The 15,734-nt window shown below is 69.5% G+C and carries 17 protein-coding genes; 8 read left to right on the forward strand and 9 right to left on the reverse strand.

The features are described 5' to 3' along the window. Window positions 1–28 precede the first annotated feature (28 nt). Both ABT313_RS20020 and ABT313_RS20025 read left to right on the forward strand, forming a co-directional pair. Window positions 29–1,354, forward strand: a complete 1,326-nt coding sequence (locus ABT313_RS20020; protein ID WP_350855623.1) for a M20/M25/M40 family metallo-hydrolase — start codon at window positions 29–31, stop codon at window positions 1,352–1,354. Next, on the forward strand, window positions 1,351–1,653 hold the full coding sequence (locus ABT313_RS20025; protein WP_350855626.1) for a chorismate mutase: 303 nt from the start codon (window positions 1,351–1,353) through the stop codon (window positions 1,651–1,653). Before ABT313_RS20020 ends, ABT313_RS20025 begins: the two co-directional genes overlap by 4 nt. Here ABT313_RS20025 and ABT313_RS20030 read toward each other — a convergent pair. The 3 genes from ABT313_RS20030 to ABT313_RS20040 are packed head-to-tail and all read right to left on the reverse strand — an operon-like array spanning window position 1,650 to window position 5,627. After that, on the reverse strand, window positions 1,650–4,061 hold the full coding sequence (locus tag ABT313_RS20030) for a glycosyl hydrolase (protein ID WP_350855629.1): 2,412 nt from the start codon (window positions 4,059–4,061) through the stop codon (window positions 1,650–1,652). The two genes, ABT313_RS20025 and ABT313_RS20030, sit on opposite strands and share 4 nt — an antisense overlap. 48 nt (window positions 4,062–4,109) lie before the next feature. Then, window positions 4,110–4,724 (reverse strand): lysoplasmalogenase family protein, encoded by a 615-nt coding sequence (locus tag ABT313_RS20035; RefSeq protein WP_350855631.1) that lies wholly within the window; start codon window positions 4,722–4,724, stop codon window positions 4,110–4,112. A 42-nt stretch (window positions 4,725–4,766) separates the two neighbouring features. Next, on the reverse strand, window positions 4,767–5,627 hold the full coding sequence (locus ABT313_RS20040; protein WP_350855634.1) for a LysR family transcriptional regulator: 861 nt from the start codon (window positions 5,625–5,627) through the stop codon (window positions 4,767–4,769). A 73-nt stretch (window positions 5,628–5,700) separates the two neighbouring features. On the opposite strand from ABT313_RS20040, the gene ABT313_RS20045 reads away from it, so the two are divergent. Together ABT313_RS20045 and ABT313_RS20050 are read left to right on the forward strand one after the other, a co-directional pair. Then, window positions 5,701–6,918 (forward strand): MFS transporter, encoded by a 1,218-nt coding sequence (locus tag ABT313_RS20045; RefSeq protein WP_350855637.1) that lies wholly within the window; start codon window positions 5,701–5,703, stop codon window positions 6,916–6,918. Continuing rightward, window positions 6,866–7,618: an N-acetyltransferase gene (locus tag ABT313_RS20050; RefSeq protein WP_350855640.1), complete on the forward strand. Its 753-nt coding sequence runs from the start codon at window positions 6,866–6,868 to the stop codon at window positions 7,616–7,618. The genes ABT313_RS20045 and ABT313_RS20050 overlap by 53 nt, the downstream gene beginning before the upstream one ends. Here ABT313_RS20050 and ABT313_RS20055 read toward each other — a convergent pair. The 3 genes from ABT313_RS20055 to ABT313_RS20065 all read right to left on the reverse strand — a co-directional run bounded on the left by ABT313_RS20055 (window position 7,615) and on the right by ABT313_RS20065 (window position 9,977). After that, on the reverse strand, window positions 7,615–8,433 hold the full coding sequence (locus ABT313_RS20055) for an ABC transporter permease (RefSeq protein WP_350855643.1): 819 nt from the start codon (window positions 8,431–8,433) through the stop codon (window positions 7,615–7,617). The two genes, ABT313_RS20050 and ABT313_RS20055, sit on opposite strands and share 4 nt — an antisense overlap. Further along, window positions 8,393–9,217 (reverse strand): ABC transporter ATP-binding protein, encoded by an 825-nt coding sequence (locus ABT313_RS20060; protein ID WP_350855646.1) that lies wholly within the window; start codon window positions 9,215–9,217, stop codon window positions 8,393–8,395. Before ABT313_RS20060 ends, ABT313_RS20055 begins: the two co-directional genes overlap by 41 nt. A gap of 280 nt (window positions 9,218–9,497) precedes the next feature. Then, complete coding sequence (locus ABT313_RS20065) at window positions 9,498–9,977, reverse strand: MarR family winged helix-turn-helix transcriptional regulator (RefSeq protein ID WP_350855649.1); 480 nt, start codon at window positions 9,975–9,977, stop codon at window positions 9,498–9,500. Between the two features lie 95 nt (window positions 9,978–10,072). Between ABT313_RS20065 and ABT313_RS20070 the strand changes: the two genes are divergently transcribed. Together ABT313_RS20070 and ABT313_RS20075 are read left to right on the forward strand one after the other, a co-directional pair. Further along, a complete protein-coding gene (locus ABT313_RS20070) occupies window positions 10,073–10,492 on the forward strand; it encodes an ester cyclase (protein ID WP_350855652.1) in 420 nt (139 codons plus the stop codon). Between the two features lie 37 nt (window positions 10,493–10,529). Continuing rightward, window positions 10,530–11,654: a GAF domain-containing protein gene (locus tag ABT313_RS20075; protein WP_350855656.1), complete on the forward strand. Its 1,125-nt coding sequence runs from the start codon at window positions 10,530–10,532 to the stop codon at window positions 11,652–11,654. Here the strand turns inward: ABT313_RS20075 and ABT313_RS20080 are convergent. Both ABT313_RS20080 and ABT313_RS20085 read right to left on the reverse strand, forming a co-directional pair. After that, a complete protein-coding gene (locus ABT313_RS20080; RefSeq protein WP_130448421.1) occupies window positions 11,629–11,814 on the reverse strand; it encodes a DUF5703 family protein in 186 nt (61 codons plus the stop codon). The two genes, ABT313_RS20075 and ABT313_RS20080, sit on opposite strands and share 26 nt — an antisense overlap. A gap of 32 nt (window positions 11,815–11,846) precedes the next feature. Beyond that, window positions 11,847–12,788, reverse strand: coding sequence for an aldo/keto reductase (locus tag ABT313_RS20085; protein WP_350855661.1), 942 nt, complete (start codon window positions 12,786–12,788; stop codon window positions 11,847–11,849). A 51-nt stretch (window positions 12,789–12,839) separates the two neighbouring features. Between ABT313_RS20085 and ABT313_RS20090 the strand changes: the two genes are divergently transcribed. Continuing rightward, on the forward strand, window positions 12,840–13,892 hold the full coding sequence (locus tag ABT313_RS20090) for an LLM class F420-dependent oxidoreductase (RefSeq protein ID WP_350855664.1): 1,053 nt from the start codon (window positions 12,840–12,842) through the stop codon (window positions 13,890–13,892). Then, on the forward strand, window positions 13,892–14,719 hold the full coding sequence (locus ABT313_RS20095; RefSeq protein ID WP_350855666.1) for an undecaprenyl-diphosphate phosphatase: 828 nt from the start codon (window positions 13,892–13,894) through the stop codon (window positions 14,717–14,719). Before ABT313_RS20090 ends, ABT313_RS20095 begins: the two co-directional genes overlap by 1 nt. Here ABT313_RS20095 and corA read toward each other — a convergent pair. Continuing rightward, the gene (corA, locus tag ABT313_RS20100) at window positions 14,716–15,687 is read right to left on the reverse strand and encodes a magnesium/cobalt transporter CorA (RefSeq protein WP_350855669.1); all 972 of its coding nucleotides are present in this window, start codon (window positions 15,685–15,687) and stop codon (window positions 14,716–14,718) included. The genes ABT313_RS20095 and corA overlap by 4 nt on opposite strands. Window positions 15,688–15,734 lie beyond the last annotated feature (47 nt).

A 15,734-nucleotide genomic window follows, 5' to 3' on the forward strand; every position in this document is an offset into this window, starting at 1 on the left:
CCGGGCGCGGTGGGGGAGGATGGGCACCATGACGACCCCAAGCGACCGTCCGTCGTACGCCCCCGACGCCGAGGTGGTGGAGCTCTGCAGTGAGCTGATCCGGATCGACACCACGAACTACGGCAACGGCAAGAGCAACGGGGAGCGGGTCGCGGCCGAGTACGTCGCCGCGAAGCTGGACGAGGTCGGGATCGCGTCGACGATCTACGAGTCGGAGCCGGGCCGCGCGACACTGGTCGCCCACTGGGACGGCGAGGACCAGGATGCGGACCCGCTGCTCGTCCACGGGCACCTGGACGTCGTACCGGCGGACCCGAAGGACTGGAAGGTCGACCCGTTCGCCGGCGAGATCTTCGACGGCTGCGTGTGGGGTCGCGGCGCGGTCGACATGAAGGACTTCGACGCGATGGTGCTGTCGGTGGTGCGCGCCCGGCAGCGGGCCGGCGTGAAGCCGCGGCGGCCGGTGCGGCTGGTCTTCACCGCCGACGAAGAGGCCGGCGGCGTGTACGGCGCACAGTGGCTGATCAACAACCACCCGGAGACCGTCGCCGACTGCACCGAGGGCATCGGCGAGGTCGGCGGGTTCTCGATCACGGTCAAGGACGACCTGCGGCTGTACCTGATCGAGACGGCCGAGAAGGGTATGAACTGGATGCGGCTCAAGGCCCGCGGTACGGCGGGTCACGGGTCGATGGTGAACAACGACAACGCGGTCACCAACCTGGTCGAGGCGGTCACTCGGATCGGCGCGCACGAGTGGCCGCTGCGGATCACGCCGACCGTGCGTGAGTTCCTGAAGACGCTGGAGGACGTGCTCGGGGTCGAGCTCGATCCCGAGGACATGACCTCGACGTTGGCGAAGCTGGGTACATTCAGCCGGATGTTCGGCGCCACGATCCGCAACACCTCGAACCCGACGATGCTGAACGCCGGCTACAAGGTGAACGTGATCCCCGGCGACGCCGAGGCGCATATCGACGGCCGGTTCCTGCCCGGGTACGAGGACGAGTTCTACGCGACCATCGACGAGCTGCTCGGCGACAAGGTGCAGCGGGAGACGGTCGTCAACGACATCGCGCTGGAGACCGAGTTCAGCGGGGGACTGGTCGAGGCGATGAAGGCGTGCATCGCGGCCGAGGACTCGCAGAGCCGGTTCGCCCCGCTGCTGATGTCGGGTGGCACGGACGCGAAGTCGTGGAGCCGGCTCGGCGTGCGATGCTTCGGGTTCGTACCGCTACAGCTGCCGCCGGATCTGGACTTCATGGGCATGTTCCACGGCATCGACGAGCGGGTGCCGACGGCGTCGCTCGAGTTCGGCTCCCGGGTGCTCGACCGCTTCCTGGACCAGGCATGAACGCGACGCCCACCGAGGAACTCTCCCGGCTCCGTAGCAGCATCGACAACATCGACGCCGCGCTGATCCACCTGCTGGCCGAGCGCTTCAAGTGCACCCAGCAGGTGGGTGCGCTGAAGGCGCGGACGGGGATGCCGCCCGCCGACAAGTCGCGCGAGCAGGCCCAGGTGGCCCGGCTCCGCGCGCTCGCCGCCGAGTCCGGTCTCGACCCGGTCTTCGCCGAGAAGTTCCTCGCGTTCGTCATCGCCGAGGTCATCCACCACCACGAACGGCACGCCGAGGCACACGAACCGAGCTAGACCTGCCGGACGAGCCTCGGTACGGCGAGCAGCCCGGAGTGCAGGTAGTCGGCGGCGTGCTCGACATGCTGCAGGTCGAAGCGTCGCCCGAACTCCGCCGTCACATCCGCTTCCGTTTCCAGCAGGTGCCGATCGGCGGAGAGCGCGTTCGCCGCCGTGTTGTGTACGACGATGCGCAGGACGTTGGCGCCTGCCCGTGCGGCGTCGGTAACGTCGACGCGGTACGGCGGAGCCCAGAGGGTGCCGCAGGGCTTGTCGTTGAGGTAGATCTCAGCGGCGACGCCCACCGGCGGGATGATGAGGGCGCGGTAGGAGTTGCCCGGCAGATAGGGCTCGCTGTCGAGGGCGACGGGCTCGCCGGGGCCGAAGTCCAGGAGGAGCCTGCCGTCTGTCTGCTCCAGTTGCAGCTCGACTTCGTAGGTGGCGGAGCCGGAGTACGTCGCCAGCTCGGGATCGTCTTCCCAGCGGTGGGGGAGCGTGACCGGGCGAGTGTTGTTGTCAAAGGCAACAGACCAGCTGCCGTCGACCGATCCGACGAGCTGGTCGGCCGGCTGGGTGCCGGCGGCCGTGGCGGAGGTCAGTACGGCGGACTCGTACGGGTGCAGTGTGAGGCTGAGCGTCGGCTCGTTGGCGGCGGTCCAGTTCTCCATCGGATGGTCGAAGGTCAGGGTGCGGGACTCGGCCGAGGTGTTGGCGACGAAGTAGAACTCGCCGTCGTCGAGCCGGCGGTGGACGACGCCCACGCCGGGCGGCGGTGTGATCGGTGCCGTCGGCAAGTGACCGGCCGGATCGCTGACCACCTGCCCGCCCGACGCGATCACAGCGTCGAGCCAACGCCGAGTGTCCGGGGGCGTCGTACTTCCTTCCGGTACGACGATCAGCGGCACGTCCGCAGGATCGACGACGGAGGTGGCGTCGTCGTCGATCAGGTCGAAGTCGAGCCCGGCCTCACGGATCGTGCGCGGGATGCTCTCCGGGATCAGGCGGCGGACTACGCGGTACAGGTTGTTCGGCTCGTCGACGCCGTTGTCGGCGTACGCGTCGGAGGCCGGGATGTAGATCTTGACCGGGCGGACCGGCGTACCTTGCTGGAGGAGCCAGGACAGGCGGTGGAGCGAGCCGAACAGATCGGTTGCCACCGGCCACCATGGGTTGCGGTCGTCGAGGGCGCCGGCCGCGTAGAAGATCCAGCCGAGGCCGGGTCCGTCGGTCGGCGAGTACGGCCAGCCGTGGCCGATGAGCTGGTTCACGCCGGACAGGAAGTGTTCGTGCGCCTCACCCTGGAGGTCGAGCGGCGTCGCGCGGAACGACGGCGAATGCACCCAGGTCCAGACCTCCGCCGACACGACCGACCGCCCGTAGATGTTGGCCGCCGACGACGCCCAGCGAGTCTCCGGGATGCGCGTCCAGCCCCAGCCCTCGCCCTCGAACATGTCCGCGAACCGGTAGCTGCTCATCGTCGCCGGCGGTTCGCCGTAGCTCTGGATGCGGAACGGTACGCCGTGCCCGGCCGCCCACTGCTGGAACACCTTCAGGAAATTGTCCTCGTACAGCTCCGACAGCGTCCGCCCGAAATCGATTCGCAGCTGCCTCCACTCGCCGCGGGCGACGAACAGCTCACACAGCCGCGGCCGCAGGTCGTACCCCCGGCGTTTGGCGAACTCCTCGAAGATCCCCGGCGTCCAGTCGCCCTTGTACACCTCGAGGCTGTCGCAGAACACGGACCCGAGCAGCTCCGGCGTCGCCGCCTGCAGCAAAGGCTCAGCGACCCGCCGGATGTGCTCGTTCGCCGCGGCCGCCGAGTAGTGGTCGAGCGTGTGCCCCTCAGCGCCGACGGCGGCCCGCTTCACGTTCTGTCCGGTCACCCGCGACGTCGCGATCAGCACCTCCCGCGGTTGCCCGCCGGCCGGTACCTCGATCACCCCGTCGCGCACCGGCACCTCGACGTACGACGACGGCGCGCCGAGCGACCCGTCGCCGACGAAAGCAGCGACGAACTCGTCACCCGGCCAGGCCGCAACGATCGGCACGTCGTACGCCGCCGCGCCGATCTCGCGCCGATCCCAGTGCAGCTGCCGGGCCGCGTGCTCGATCCCGACGTGCGGGCCGCCGTACGACCAGCCGCTGCCGAGCGTCACGTCGAGCCGCAGCCCGAGCGAACGCGCCGTCCGCGCCGCGTGTCCGACCAGGTCGAGCAGCTCCGGCGACCCGAACGGCGCCGTGACCGGGCCCATCGGGTAGACGAACGCGACCTCCGCGCCGCCCAGCCCCGCCGCGGCCATCGCGCCCAGCTCGCGGTCGATCTCGTCTCGGTCGATGGACGGCCCGAACCACCACCAGCGCATCATCGGCCGCGCCTCGGGCGGCGGGTTCCGGAACTGTCGTCGTACGTCGTCGACGGTCGCCATACCCTTCACCCCACAGCGGAGGCCACCGGCGGTCAACGAGGATGACCACTACCGGTCAGATTTGGTCACTCCTGAGGTCAGCAGGTACTGACCGACGGCGTACGTCGACATCGTCAGCGCGCCGCGGCCGGGGAAGTCCCGCCCGGACATCCGCACCGCGATCAACGCATCCGAGACCAGGAACAGCGCACCGCCGACCCCGCTCCGCGAGCTGTGCCAGCGCGACGCGACCGCAGTTGCCGTGAGCAACAACGCGTACACCGCCACGGGCACGCGCTGACCCCCGAGCCCCGGCGACAGCACCGCGATCAGCGCCGCCCACAGCGCCGCGTACGCCGCGAGCACCCGCCAGGACCGCTGCGCCGGATTGGCAAGGAACACCGCGAGGTAGCACGCGTGCGCTGCCGCGAAGGCCGCCATCCCGGCCAGCTGCGCATCAGTCTCGAGCAAGAGATCCCCAGCTGCGGACGCAAGCAGCGCCGCCTGAAGCAGCGGCGGCGCGTCCTGCGTGCGCGACCACTGCCACAACAGCGGCATCAACGTCGCCTTACTGGCCTGCTTGAGGATCTTGACGTCAAAAGCCACCGCCGCGACCTGCACGACCGTGGCACCCCAGAACCCCGCCAACACCCGCCGCCCACGCGCCAACCGCCCCACGTTCATGCCCCCGAGTCTGCCGCCTCAACCGCCCCGACGCGCCGTTGTTCACGACAAGTTCAACGTGGCGCGGAGGTCGGGGAGGTGGGTCATCAGGGTCTTGGGTGGGGTTGGGGTGGTGACGACGGAGAGGGTGAGGCGGTAGCGGAACGGTGCGGTTGCGAGGTGCTCGCCGGGGCGGAGTTCGGTGGCGAGGGCGGTGCGGGGGACCAGGGCCAGGTGGGAGCGGCGGCGGGCCATGGCGACGGTGGTGCCGAGGTTGACGCCGCGGCGCGGGGTCGCGCCGAGGGCGACCAGGCGGGCGTGGATCTCGTCCACGCGGCGGTCGTACGTCGCGAACACGATCGGCCGGCCCTTGAGGGGCTGCCGGCCGCGACCAGGTGGTCGGGCGCCGGACGGAACGAACAGCACGAGGTCGTCGTACCCGATGCGCCGGGCGACGGTCCCGCGGGGGAGGGTCATCTGCTCGGCGATCGCGATGAAGGCGGCGTCCATCGTGCCCTCGGCGACGCGCTCGACCAGGAAGTGACCGTGGTCGACCTGCTGCTCGATGTCGATGTCGGGCAGCAGAGCGTCGAGGACCGGGAAGAGGATCGGCGACAGGCCCCCGAAGGTGCCGATCACCAGGCGCTGCCCGGTCGCGGCAGCTCGGGTCGCGTCGTACACCTCCTCGAGGTGGCGCAGGATGTGGTCGGCGCGGCGACTCAGTTCGGCGCCGGCCGGGGTCGGCGTGGCGCCCCGGGTGTCGCGCTCGAAGAGCTTCACGCCGCAGGTCCGCTCCAGTCGGCTCAGCCGCTGCGAAGCCGACGGCTGCGAGATGCGCAGCTCACGGGCGGCGGTGGCGACGGCGCCGGTCCGGCTGATCGCCTGGACCAGACGCAGATCCTCTACCGCTGGTAATGAGGCCATAGGCTCAGCCTATGGCAATCACCCAACTCCCGACGGCTACCTGAGCGGACCGGATTCGCCAAGAATCAAAGGCATGAAGGCCCGGACCGAAGCGATCGCACTACTGGCCGGGGGAGGAGTGGCGGACTTCGCGCTCCGATTCACGCAGGTCGCGCTGCCGCTGGTGATCCTGCGGGAGACCGGCTCTGTCGCCGCGACCGGACTGGTCGGCGGGGTTGCCGGCGTACCGATGCTGCTCTCGCCGTGGTGGGCACGGAAGGCTCGTCAGTGGGTGGACTCCGGTCCCCGGCTCGCCGTCGTGGCGGCGATTTCTGCTCTCGCGCTGGCGTCCGTACCGGCAGCGGCCGAGGTGGGCCTGCTCACGCCGGGACTGCTCGTGCTGAGCGGATTGCTCCTCGGCTTCGGTGACGCGCTGTCGAGCCCGGGGCGATCAGCGCTGCTGGCCGACACCGGAGACCGCCGGCGCGAGGGGCAGGCCGTCGTACTGCTCACGTGGCAGGACGGTCTGCGTAGGATCGGCATGCTGCTCGGACCCTCGGCCGGCGCGCTCGCCGTGTCGACCGGTCTCACCAACGGTCTGCTGTGGATCGAGGCTGTCGCAGTACTCGTAGCCGGTCTTCTCGCCTGCACAGTGCGGGCGGAACGCGCCCCGGACGCTACGGCGACGCCGTCGATCCGCGCGAGCCTCGAAGGCCGGCCCGGCGTACTCCAGGGCTGGATCGTTCGCGGGACCGGCTGCGTGATGTGGTTCGCGTTCAGTCTCGGCCTGTCGATTATCGGTGAGCAACGCGGGCGCCCGGGGGTCTACCTGGCCGCCGGCATGACCGGGTACGGCGTCGGCTCGCTGATCGGGTCGGCCGCTTCGCTCGCGGTCATCCGCCGGGTCAGGCCGGTGCCGCTCGCCTCGATCGCGTGGGCCAGCGCCGGTCTGTGCTTCGTCGGCATGGGCCTGTGGTCGACACCGCCGGCGATCGCGGCTCTCGGGGCAGGGGCCGGCCTGACCGTCGCCGTCGGGAACGCCGCGATCTCCCAGTTGATCACCCGGGAGTCATCGGGCGCCGATCGGCGCGCGCTGTTGTCGGGACAGACGGTCGTGGTGAATGCGGGCAGCTCCGCCGGCATGCTGTGCGGCGGCCCGATCATCGCCACGCTGGGCGCCGAGCACACCCTGGTCGGCGCCGGACTCGTCACCGCAATTGTGTCGCTGACCGTCCTGGTGCAGTGCCAGACTGCGGCACATGCCGGAGAACAGTCGAGCGATCGTGATCAGCACGCTGGCCGAGCGGCCTGAGTACCTGGACAAGCTGTACGAGTTCGCCGACGTCTGGCCGGCGTTCATGCACAACGACCCGATCGGCAACGCGTTCATGGGTCAGGTGCCACGGCATTTCCCGGACCAGTGCATCGTCGCGACCGAGGACGGCGAGCTGGTCGCGCACGGCCGGAGCATCCCGTTCGTGTACCCGGACGAGGACCGCACCGACCTGCCCACCGGCGGCTGGGACCGCGTCCTGCACTGGGGCTTCCAGGACCTCCGCACCGGCCGCGAGCCGAACGTGTCGAGTGCGCTCGAGATCCTGATCCGTCCGACCCACCTCGGCCGCGGCCTCTCGCACGACATGCTCGCTGCCATGCGCCAAGCCGTGAAGGCGAAAGGCCACACCGCCCTGTACGCGCCGGTCCGCCCGAACGGCAAGACCGACCCGCACCAACCGATGACGCAGTACATCCAGGAGACCCGGCCGGACGGCCTGCCGATCGATCCCTGGCTACGCGTCCACGTCAAAGCCGGCGGCACGATCGTCCAGGTCGCCCCACGCTCGATGGTCATCGCCGGCACCCTCGACGAGTGGCGCGAGTGGACCGGCCTCCCGTTCGACACCACCGGCGACGTCGTCGTACCCAAGGCCCTGGTCCCCGTCCACGCAGACGTCACCCACAACCACGCCGTCTACGTCGAACCCAACGTCTGGGTCCGCCACGACCTCTAGCGCGCCAGCCGGCTGAGCAACGCCGAGGCTGCGCAGATGCCTGCGAACGCGGCCACGATCAGGACTGCGAAGTCCAAAAGGTAGTTGGTGGGTTGGCCGATGAGGAGGCCGCGGAGGGCGCTGACCTCGTAGGTCAGGGGATTCGCGTGGCTCAGCACCTTCAGCCAGCCGGGCATGATCGCGATCGGGTACAGCGCGCTCGACGCGAAGAACAGCGGCATCGTGATCGCCTGGCCGATACCCATCAGGCGGTCGCGGCGCAGGACCAGGCCGGCGATGGTCATCGAGAGGCACGAGAAGAACGCCGCGCCCAGTACTACGACGACAAGAACGGCGAGAAGCTTCAACGGATTCCAGGTCAGATGCACGCCGAGCAGCGCGGCGACGATGATCACCACGATCGCTTGCGAGATCGTCCGGACGCCGGCCGCGAACGCCTTGCCCGCGACCAGCGCCGAGCGCGGGCTGGGCGTGACGAGGAGCTTGGTGAGGATGCCGGCGTCGCGTTCCCAGATGATCTGGATGCCGTAGAAGATCGCGACGAACAGCGCCGACTGGGCGATGATGCCGGGCGCGAGGTAGTCGAGGTACGGGACGTTGCCGGTCGGGATGGCGCGGATCCGGCTGAACGTCTGGCCGAAGATCACCAGCCACAGGATCGGCTGGATCGCGCGGGTGATGAGTTCGGTCCGGTCGTGCCGCAGCTTCTGCAGCTCGACCAGGCAGAACGTGCCGATCCTGGAGAACAGCCGGAGCGCCGCTCGCGGCCGCGAATCAACCCAGGCGCTGGGCGGTGCGACGGGTGCCACGGACATCGCGCAGGCCTCCCTTCTCGCCGTCGGCGAGGCTCTCGCCGGTGTGGTGCCGGAACACGTCCTCGAGGCTCGCCTCGGGGCCGAGCTCGGCCTTCAAGTCGGTCGGGGTGCCGAGCGCCCGCAGCCGGCCCAGGTGCATCAGCGCAACCCGGTCGCAGAGGATGTCGGCCTCCTCCATGTAGTGCGTGGTCAGCAGCACGGTCATCCCGTACCGCTCCTGCATGTCCTGTACGCGCGCCCACACCGAGTCCCGCGCGACCGGATCCAGCCCGACGGTCGGCTCGTCGAGCACGAGCAGCGCGGGCCGATTCACCAGCGCCTGCGCAAGCTCGAGGCGCCGTACCATCCCGCCGGAGTACGTCGATGCGAGCCGGTCTGCCGCATCGGTCAGGTCGACGATCTCGAGTACTTCGGCCACCCGAGCCGCCCGTTCACGCCGCGGTACGTCGAACAACCGGGCGAACCACGACACGTTCTCCCGGCCGGTGAGCGCGCCCTCGATCGACAACTGCTGCGGGACGTAGCCGAGCATCCGCCGTACCGACATGGCATCGCTGCGGACATCGAGGCCGAAGACGCGGACCGAACCCGACTGCGGCGGGTAGAGCGTGTTGAGCACCCGGAGGGTCGTGGTCTTGCCGGCGCCGTTCGGACCGAGCAGGCCGAAGCACTCACCGGGGGAGACGGTCAGGTCGAGGCTGTCGACCGCGAGATGGTCGCCGAACCGGTGACTCAACCCGATGATCTCGGCGGCCGGCACTGCCGACGCGGGTTCGGCACTCATAGGTTTGATGGCGCTGGATCGCGGTCGTTGACCGAGCTGCACAGACGCCATCTCCCTCCCTTCAGGTTTTGTCGGTCGGGCGAGGTAGCGTCCTCCCTGGCTGCGATAACCAAGCAGTCAGCAGTCGAAGCACAAGCAATAACCGCGGCCGGGCGGGCCGTGGCAGTGCGGGGAGCCTTCTTGCGCAGTAAGGCACGGCCATGAACCGCAAACCTCAACCCGCAGCGGTTGGAATCCTCCGCCTTCGGGCGGTGGAGGACGTCAAACGCGCTCCTTCGTGTCATTTGAAGGCGCCGTGTGCGTGTGACATCTGGGCTTCCTGGTTCGGATGTAGCCGCTCCGCGAGGACGGCGAGGACCGGTAAGGCGGCCCGGATGGCGTCTCGGTCCTCGCCTGCGAGACCGTCGAGCGCCTCTGTGACGAGGGCGGCGCGGCGGTCGCGCCAGGCTTCGACCTGCTCGCGTGCGGGCTCGGTCAGGGTCAGCCGGGCGACCCGGCGGTCCGTCTCGTCGGGGGCGCGCAGCAGCATGCCGCGCTCGGTGAGCTGGCCGACCAGGGTCGACACGGTGTTCGCGACGAGACCGAGCTCGGCGGCGGCCTCGGCGACGGAGATGCCCGGGTTGCGCCGTACGAGCCGGACCAGCTCCGCCTGCGAGCCGGTCAGCGTGCTGAGCGCCAACGGCCGGCCCGCAGTTCGGCGAAGGCGACGGCGCACCAGCCCGATGGCGGCCAGCAGGTCCTCGGCGAGAGTCTCGGTCACATCTCCGAGATTACCTCTGTCGCAGAGATATTTCACCGGGAGAACCCCAACTAATCGGGGTACAGCCGGGATCCGGACCCGCGCACGATCGAGCCATGAGCACAACAGAGAGCAACAAGACCGTCGTCAAGGACTTCATCGACGGACTGTTCACCAAGGGGGATCTCGGCGTCGTGGACACCTACCTGGCCGAGGACTTCATCAACCACGACCCGCCGTTCGGGGTCAGCGCGGACCGGGAGGGGATGCGGGACGCCGCGAAGATGATGCGGGCCGCGTTCCCGGACTGGCACAGCGACCTGCACGAGCTGATCGCCGAGGGCGACCTCGTCGTCGAACGCTTCACGGCCGGCGGGACGCAGCGCGGCCAGGTGATGGGCGTGCCACCCGACGGCAAGGCGGTCAGCCTGCCGGGGATCAACATCTGGCGGCTCCGCGACGGCCTGATCGTCGAGCGCTGGGGCCGGCTCGACGACCTGGGTCTGCTCCGGCAACTCGGCGTCGTACCGGCGTAGCATCCCGATCATGGGGGCGGGGCGGGGGTAGGGGCCGATGGATCGCCTGGAAGTGCTGATCCAGCGCTGTTACGCGGGGCTGGACGCCGATCAGTTGCGGTCCGAGGTGCTCGCGCGGCTGCGGGGTGTGCTGACGGTCGACGCGGCGTTCTTCGCGACGGTGGATCCGGCGACGGTGCTGTTCACGTCGGCGATGGTCGACGAGCCGCTGGGCGCCGTCACCGAGCAGTTCATCGCGAACGAGTTCGGGCAGGACGACGTGAACAAGTTCGCCGTACTGGCCGGCGGCCGTGATCCGGTGCGGTCGCTGGGCCAGGCGACGAAGGGCGACTGGGGGAGCAGCCCGCGGTACGCCGAGGTCATGCGCCCGCTCGGTCTCGGCGACGAGCTCCGCGCCGCGCTGCTGTCGAACGGCCGCTGCTGGGGCGTCCTGTGCCTGCACCGCGAGAAGGCGCAGGCAGGCTTCGCGGACCACGAGGTCCAGCTGGTACGCCGTCTTGCGCCGCACCTCGGCGAGGCCCTACGCCTCGGACTCCGCCCCACCGCCTCCGAGACGCAGGAGTTTGATCCGGGCCTGACAGACCATACCGTTTGGTATGCCGGAGGCCCGAGAGTCGGGCCGGGCGTGGTGATGCTGGACACCCGGCTCCGGCTGCAGTCGTCGAGCGCCGAGGCGGACCACTGGCTCTCGGAGCTCGGCGCGAGCCGGACCCCCGGCGGCCGGCCCCACCTGCAGGCGCACAACCCGCAGGCGGACAACCTGCGGGCGGGTGAGCTGCCCGTTGCGGTTCGGGCGGTGGCCGCGCGGATGCAGCTCGACCAGGCGACCGCGAGGGTGAAGGTCAGGACGCGGACCGGCGACTGGTTACAGCTTCAGGCGTCGCGGCTCGGGGAGGACGGGCAGATCGTCGTCGTGATCGAGCCGGTGACAGCGGGCCAGCTGGGGTCGTTGCTGCTGGATCTGCACGGACTCACCCCGGCCCAGCAACGGGTCACGGGGCTGCTGTTGCGCGGCTACTCCACGCGGCAGATCGTCGAGCGGTTGTGTCTGTCGCCGCACACCGTGCAGGAACACGTGCGGGCGTCGTTCGACAAGGTCGGCGTCGGGAGCCAGCGCGAGCTGGTGAGTGTGTTGCTCAGAGGGTCCGCATCACGCGGATGATGCGGCGGCGGAGCCAGACGCGCCGGGTGCCGTCGGGATAGCGACGCAGACGGGCAAGCTCCCACCCGCCGTACTCCGCGTGCTCGGTGAGCAACCTGCGCACCGCACCGCGGGACTCCGTCCTGGACACCTCGAACTGCTGCAGCTCGTATTCGGCCATCCGCACCTCCTGCTACCTCAACAACAAAGCCCTCACGAAACATCCTCCAGCGCCGCCGCGATCGCGGGCGGCAGGGTGAGTTCCTCCACTCCGAGCACCGACTTCAATTGCAGCGCAGTCCGGGCTCCGACGATGGCCGCCGACACGCCGGGCCGGTCCCGCACCCAGGTCAGCGCGACCTCGAGCGGGGTCCAGCCGAGCCCGTCCGCTGCCCGGGCAACCGCTTCCACGATGCCTGAAGCCCGCGCATCGAGATAGGGGTCGACGAATCTGGACAGATGCTGAGACGCCGCCCGCGAGTCCGCCGGGATGCCGGTCCGGTACTTCCCGGTCAGCACACCGCGCCCGAGCGGGGACCACGCCAGCACTCCGATGCCGAGCCCGGCGGCGGCCCGGAGGGCGTCCACCTCGGCGTCCCGGGCGAGCAGCGAGTACTCCACCTGGTTCGACACCGGGACCGCTCGGCCCGGCCACGCCTGCTGCCAGGTGACAGCCCGGGCCGACTTCCAGCCCGCGTAGTTCGAGATGCCGACATACCGCACCTTGCCGGAGCTGACCGCGTGATCCAGCGCCGACAGCGTCTCCTCCAGCGGGACGTCGTCGGACCAGGTGTGCAGCTGCCAAAGGTCGATGTGGTCGACCCCGAGCCGCCGCAGCGAGCCGTCGAGGTCACGCAGCAGGGCACCGCGCGAGGTGTCGGTGATCCGCTCGCCCCGGCGGACGCTGAACCCGGCCTTGGTCGCGATCACCAGGTCGTCGCGGTCCACCACGTCGCCGAGCAGCGACCCGATCAGCAGCTCGCTGTCACCGTCGCCGTACGCCGCGGCGGTGTCGATCAGCGTCCCGCCCGCGGACACGAACGCGGCCAGCTGCTCGCGCGCCTCATGCTCGTCGGTGTCCCGGCCCCACGACATGGTGCCCAGGCCGAGCCGGCTCACCGCCAGACCACTGTGACCGAGATAGCGCTGCTGCATGACCCGAGCCTATTGCGGGCCACCGACAACCTCTCGCTAGGCTCGCCAGTCATGCGACTCGGACTCAACATCGGCTTCGTCTTCGGCGGCGACGACCACCTCGACCACCTGAGGCTGGTGAAGGAGGCCGAGGCACTCGGCTTCGCGGTCACCTGGGCCGCGGAGGCGTACGGCTCGGACGCGGCCACGCTGCTCAGCTGGATCGCCGCCCAGACCACCACGATCGACGTCGGCGCGGCCGTTTTCCAGATCCCGGCGCGGACGCCGGCCATGACCGCGATGACGGCCGCGACCCTGGACCGGCTGTCGAACGGCCGGTTCCGGCTGGGGCTGGGCGTGTCGGGGCCGCAGGTCTCGGAGGGGTGGCACGGGGTCCGTTTTTCTCAGCCTCTGCTCAGGACGCGTGAGTACGTTGACATCGTGAACGCGGCGCTCCGGCGGGAGACGGTCGCGTACGAGGGGAAGCACTTCACGCTGCCGCTGCCGGACGGACCGGGCAAGGCGCTGAAACTGACCGTGCGGCCGATCCGCGACCACGTGCCGGTGTACCTGGCGGCGGTCGGTCCGAAGAACCTCGAGCTGGCCGGCGAGATCGCCGACGGCTGGCTCGGCATCCTGAACGATCCTGCCTATCTGGGAGAGCAGTTGACGCACATCAAGGCGGGCCGCGCAGTCCGTCAGCAGGACCTCGATGGATTCGATGTCGTGGTCACCACTCCGCTGATGACGGGTGACGACCTGCAGGTCGCGGCCGATCCGGTCCGGGGGTACGCCGCGCTGTACATCGGCGGCATGGGCAGCCGGGAGAAGAACTTCTACAACGCGCTCGCGGTCCGGATGGGGTACGCCGAGGAGGCCAAGCAGATCCAGGACCTGTACCTGGACAAGAAGCACCGCGAGGCGATGGCCGCCGTACCGTTCGGGTTCCTGGACTCGATCTCGCTGCTCGGTTCGAAGGAGCGGATGGCCGAGAAGCTGACGGCGTACGCCGAGGCCGGGGCGACCACCGTCGCGCTGACGCCGTTCGCGTCGACCCTCGAGCAGCGGATCGCCGACCTGCACACCGCCGCCGAGGCGCTCGAGCTGTCCGGGGTCGCGGGCTGATGACGATCTGGGACTCCATCATCCTCGGCATCGTCGAGGGCCTGACCGAATTCCTCCCGGTCTCCAGCACCGGGCACCTGACCATCGTGTCGAAGATGCTCGGCCTGAAGATCGACGACCCGTCGATCACCGGCTTCACCGCGGTGATCCAGGTCGGCGCGATCGCCGCGGTCGTCCTGTATTTCTGGAAGGACATCTCCCGGATCGCCGTCGCCTGGGTCCGCGGGCTGGCGAACCCCGAACACCGCGGCGAGTTCGACCACCGGATGGGCTGGTACGTCATCGTCGGCTCGGTCCCGATCGTGATCGTCGGCTTCCTCGCCCGCGACCTGATCTCCGGCCCGCTCCGCAGCCTGTGGTGGGTCGCCGCCGCACTGATCGGCTGGTCGATCGTGATGGTCGCCGCCGAACGCATCGGCACCAAGGAACGGCCGCTGACCCGCATCACGTTCGTCGATGCGCTCGTCATGGGCCTGGTCCAGTGCCTGGCCCTCATCCCCGGCATCTCCCGCTCCGGCGCCACGATCTCGGCCGGCCTCTTCCGAGGTCTGGACCGGGTCGCGGCCACCCGGATCTCGTTCCTCCTGGGCATCCCTGCGCTCGTCGGCGCCGGCGTCTACGAGCTGAAGGACGCGCTTCACGGCAACGTGGGCGCCGTGCCGCTGCTCGTCGGCACGGTGGTCAGCTTCATCGTCGCTTACGCCTCGATCGCCTGGCTGCTCCGCTTCGTCGCCAAGCACACGATCGAGGTGTTCGCCTTCTACCGGGTCCTGCTGGGCATCGTCCTGGTGATCCTCCTGGCCACCAGCACGATCACAGCAACCTAGAGCCAGCCGACTTTGCGGAAGAAGCGGTACATGGTGGTGCAGACGACGGCCATCAGCAGGAGTACGGCGTAGTACCCGAAGTGCCAGCGGAGTTCTGGCATGTTGTCGAAGTTCATGCCGTAGATGCCCGCCAGCATCGTGGGCACGGCTGCGATGGCAACCCAGGCCGAGATCTTTCGCATGTCGTCGTTCTGCTGGACGGACACCCGGGCGAGGTGTGCGTTCAGCGCCGACTGCAGCAGGACGTCGATGGACTCGGTCTGCTCGGACACGCGGGTGAGGTGGTCGGCGACGTCGCGGAAGAACGGGCTCGCCTTCGGGCCGAGCCCCGCGACGCCGTGCGCGAACTCCTCCATCGGCTCACGGAGCGGATCGATCGCCCGGCGCATCTCGAGCACCTCGCGCTTGAGCCGGTAGATCCGTTCGGCGTCGCTGGTCCGCTCGGGTGAGAAGACCGAGCTCTCGATCTCGTCGACGTCGATCTCGACCTGTTCGGCGACGGTCTCGTACTGGTCCACGATCGCGTCGCAGATCGCCCACAGGACGGCGGCCGGCCCGTGCCCTAGCATCGACGCGCGCTCCTCCAGCTGGTGGCGGGTGGTCGCGAGCTCGCCGCCTTCCCCGTGGCGCACGGTCACGACGTACCGCTGGCCGATGAACGCGGTCACCTGGCCGGTCTCGACCGCGTCGCCCTCGTCGACGTACCAGAGGGTCCGCAGGACGACGAGGATCATGTCGCCGAAGCGTTCGACCTTCGGCCGCTGGTGGATCTGCAGCGCGTCCTCGACCGCGAGGTCGTGCAGGTCGAACAGCCGCTGCACCCGCTCCATCTCGGCGTCGGACGGGTCGTGCAGCCCGATCCACCCGAACGACTCGTGGTCGTCGTCGATGGCCTGGGCAACGGTCTCCGGGTCCTTGGGCAGATCCCGCCGTTCCCCCTCGGCGTACACCCCGCAGTCCACGATCACCCACCCATGATGGCATCACGGTTTGCCGGACCGGATAACGTGCACAC

Origin of the sequence: Kribbella sp. NPDC000426, assembly GCF_040300265.1 — a bacterium.
GTDB lineage: Bacteria > Actinomycetota > Actinomycetes > Propionibacteriales > Kribbellaceae > Kribbella.

Bases quoted from the DNA above. Each gene is read 5' to 3' on its own strand.
- ABT313_RS20020 (WP_350855623.1), top strand. From the start codon at position 29: ATGACGACCCCAAGCGACCGTCCGTCGTACGCCCCCGACGCCGAGGTG.
- ABT313_RS20025 (WP_350855626.1), top strand. From the start codon at position 1,351: ATGAACGCGACGCCCACCGAGGAACTCTCCCGGCTCCGTAGCAGCATC.
- ABT313_RS20030 (WP_350855629.1), bottom strand. From the start codon at position 4,061: ATGGCGACCGTCGACGACGTACGACGACAGTTCCGGAACCCGCCGCCC.
- ABT313_RS20035 (WP_350855631.1), bottom strand. From the start codon at position 4,724: ATGAACGTGGGGCGGTTGGCGCGTGGGCGGCGGGTGTTGGCGGGGTTC.
- ABT313_RS20040 (WP_350855634.1), bottom strand. From the start codon at position 5,627: ATGGCCTCATTACCAGCGGTAGAGGATCTGCGTCTGGTCCAGGCGATC.
- ABT313_RS20045 (WP_350855637.1), top strand. From the start codon at position 5,701: ATGAAGGCCCGGACCGAAGCGATCGCACTACTGGCCGGGGGAGGAGTG.
- ABT313_RS20050 (WP_350855640.1), top strand. From the start codon at position 6,866: ATGCCGGAGAACAGTCGAGCGATCGTGATCAGCACGCTGGCCGAGCGG.
- ABT313_RS20055 (WP_350855643.1), bottom strand. From the start codon at position 8,433: ATGTCCGTGGCACCCGTCGCACCGCCCAGCGCCTGGGTTGATTCGCGG.
- ABT313_RS20060 (WP_350855646.1), bottom strand. From the start codon at position 9,217: ATGAGTGCCGAACCCGCGTCGGCAGTGCCGGCCGCCGAGATCATCGGG.
- ABT313_RS20070 (WP_350855652.1), top strand. From the start codon at position 10,073: ATGAGCACAACAGAGAGCAACAAGACCGTCGTCAAGGACTTCATCGAC.
- ABT313_RS20075 (WP_350855656.1), top strand. From the start codon at position 10,530: ATGGATCGCCTGGAAGTGCTGATCCAGCGCTGTTACGCGGGGCTGGAC.
- ABT313_RS20080 (WP_130448421.1), bottom strand. From the start codon at position 11,814: ATGGCCGAATACGAGCTGCAGCAGTTCGAGGTGTCCAGGACGGAGTCC.
- ABT313_RS20085 (WP_350855661.1), bottom strand. From the start codon at position 12,788: ATGCAGCAGCGCTATCTCGGTCACAGTGGTCTGGCGGTGAGCCGGCTC.
- ABT313_RS20090 (WP_350855664.1), top strand. From the start codon at position 12,840: ATGCGACTCGGACTCAACATCGGCTTCGTCTTCGGCGGCGACGACCAC.
- ABT313_RS20095 (WP_350855666.1), top strand. From the start codon at position 13,892: ATGACGATCTGGGACTCCATCATCCTCGGCATCGTCGAGGGCCTGACC.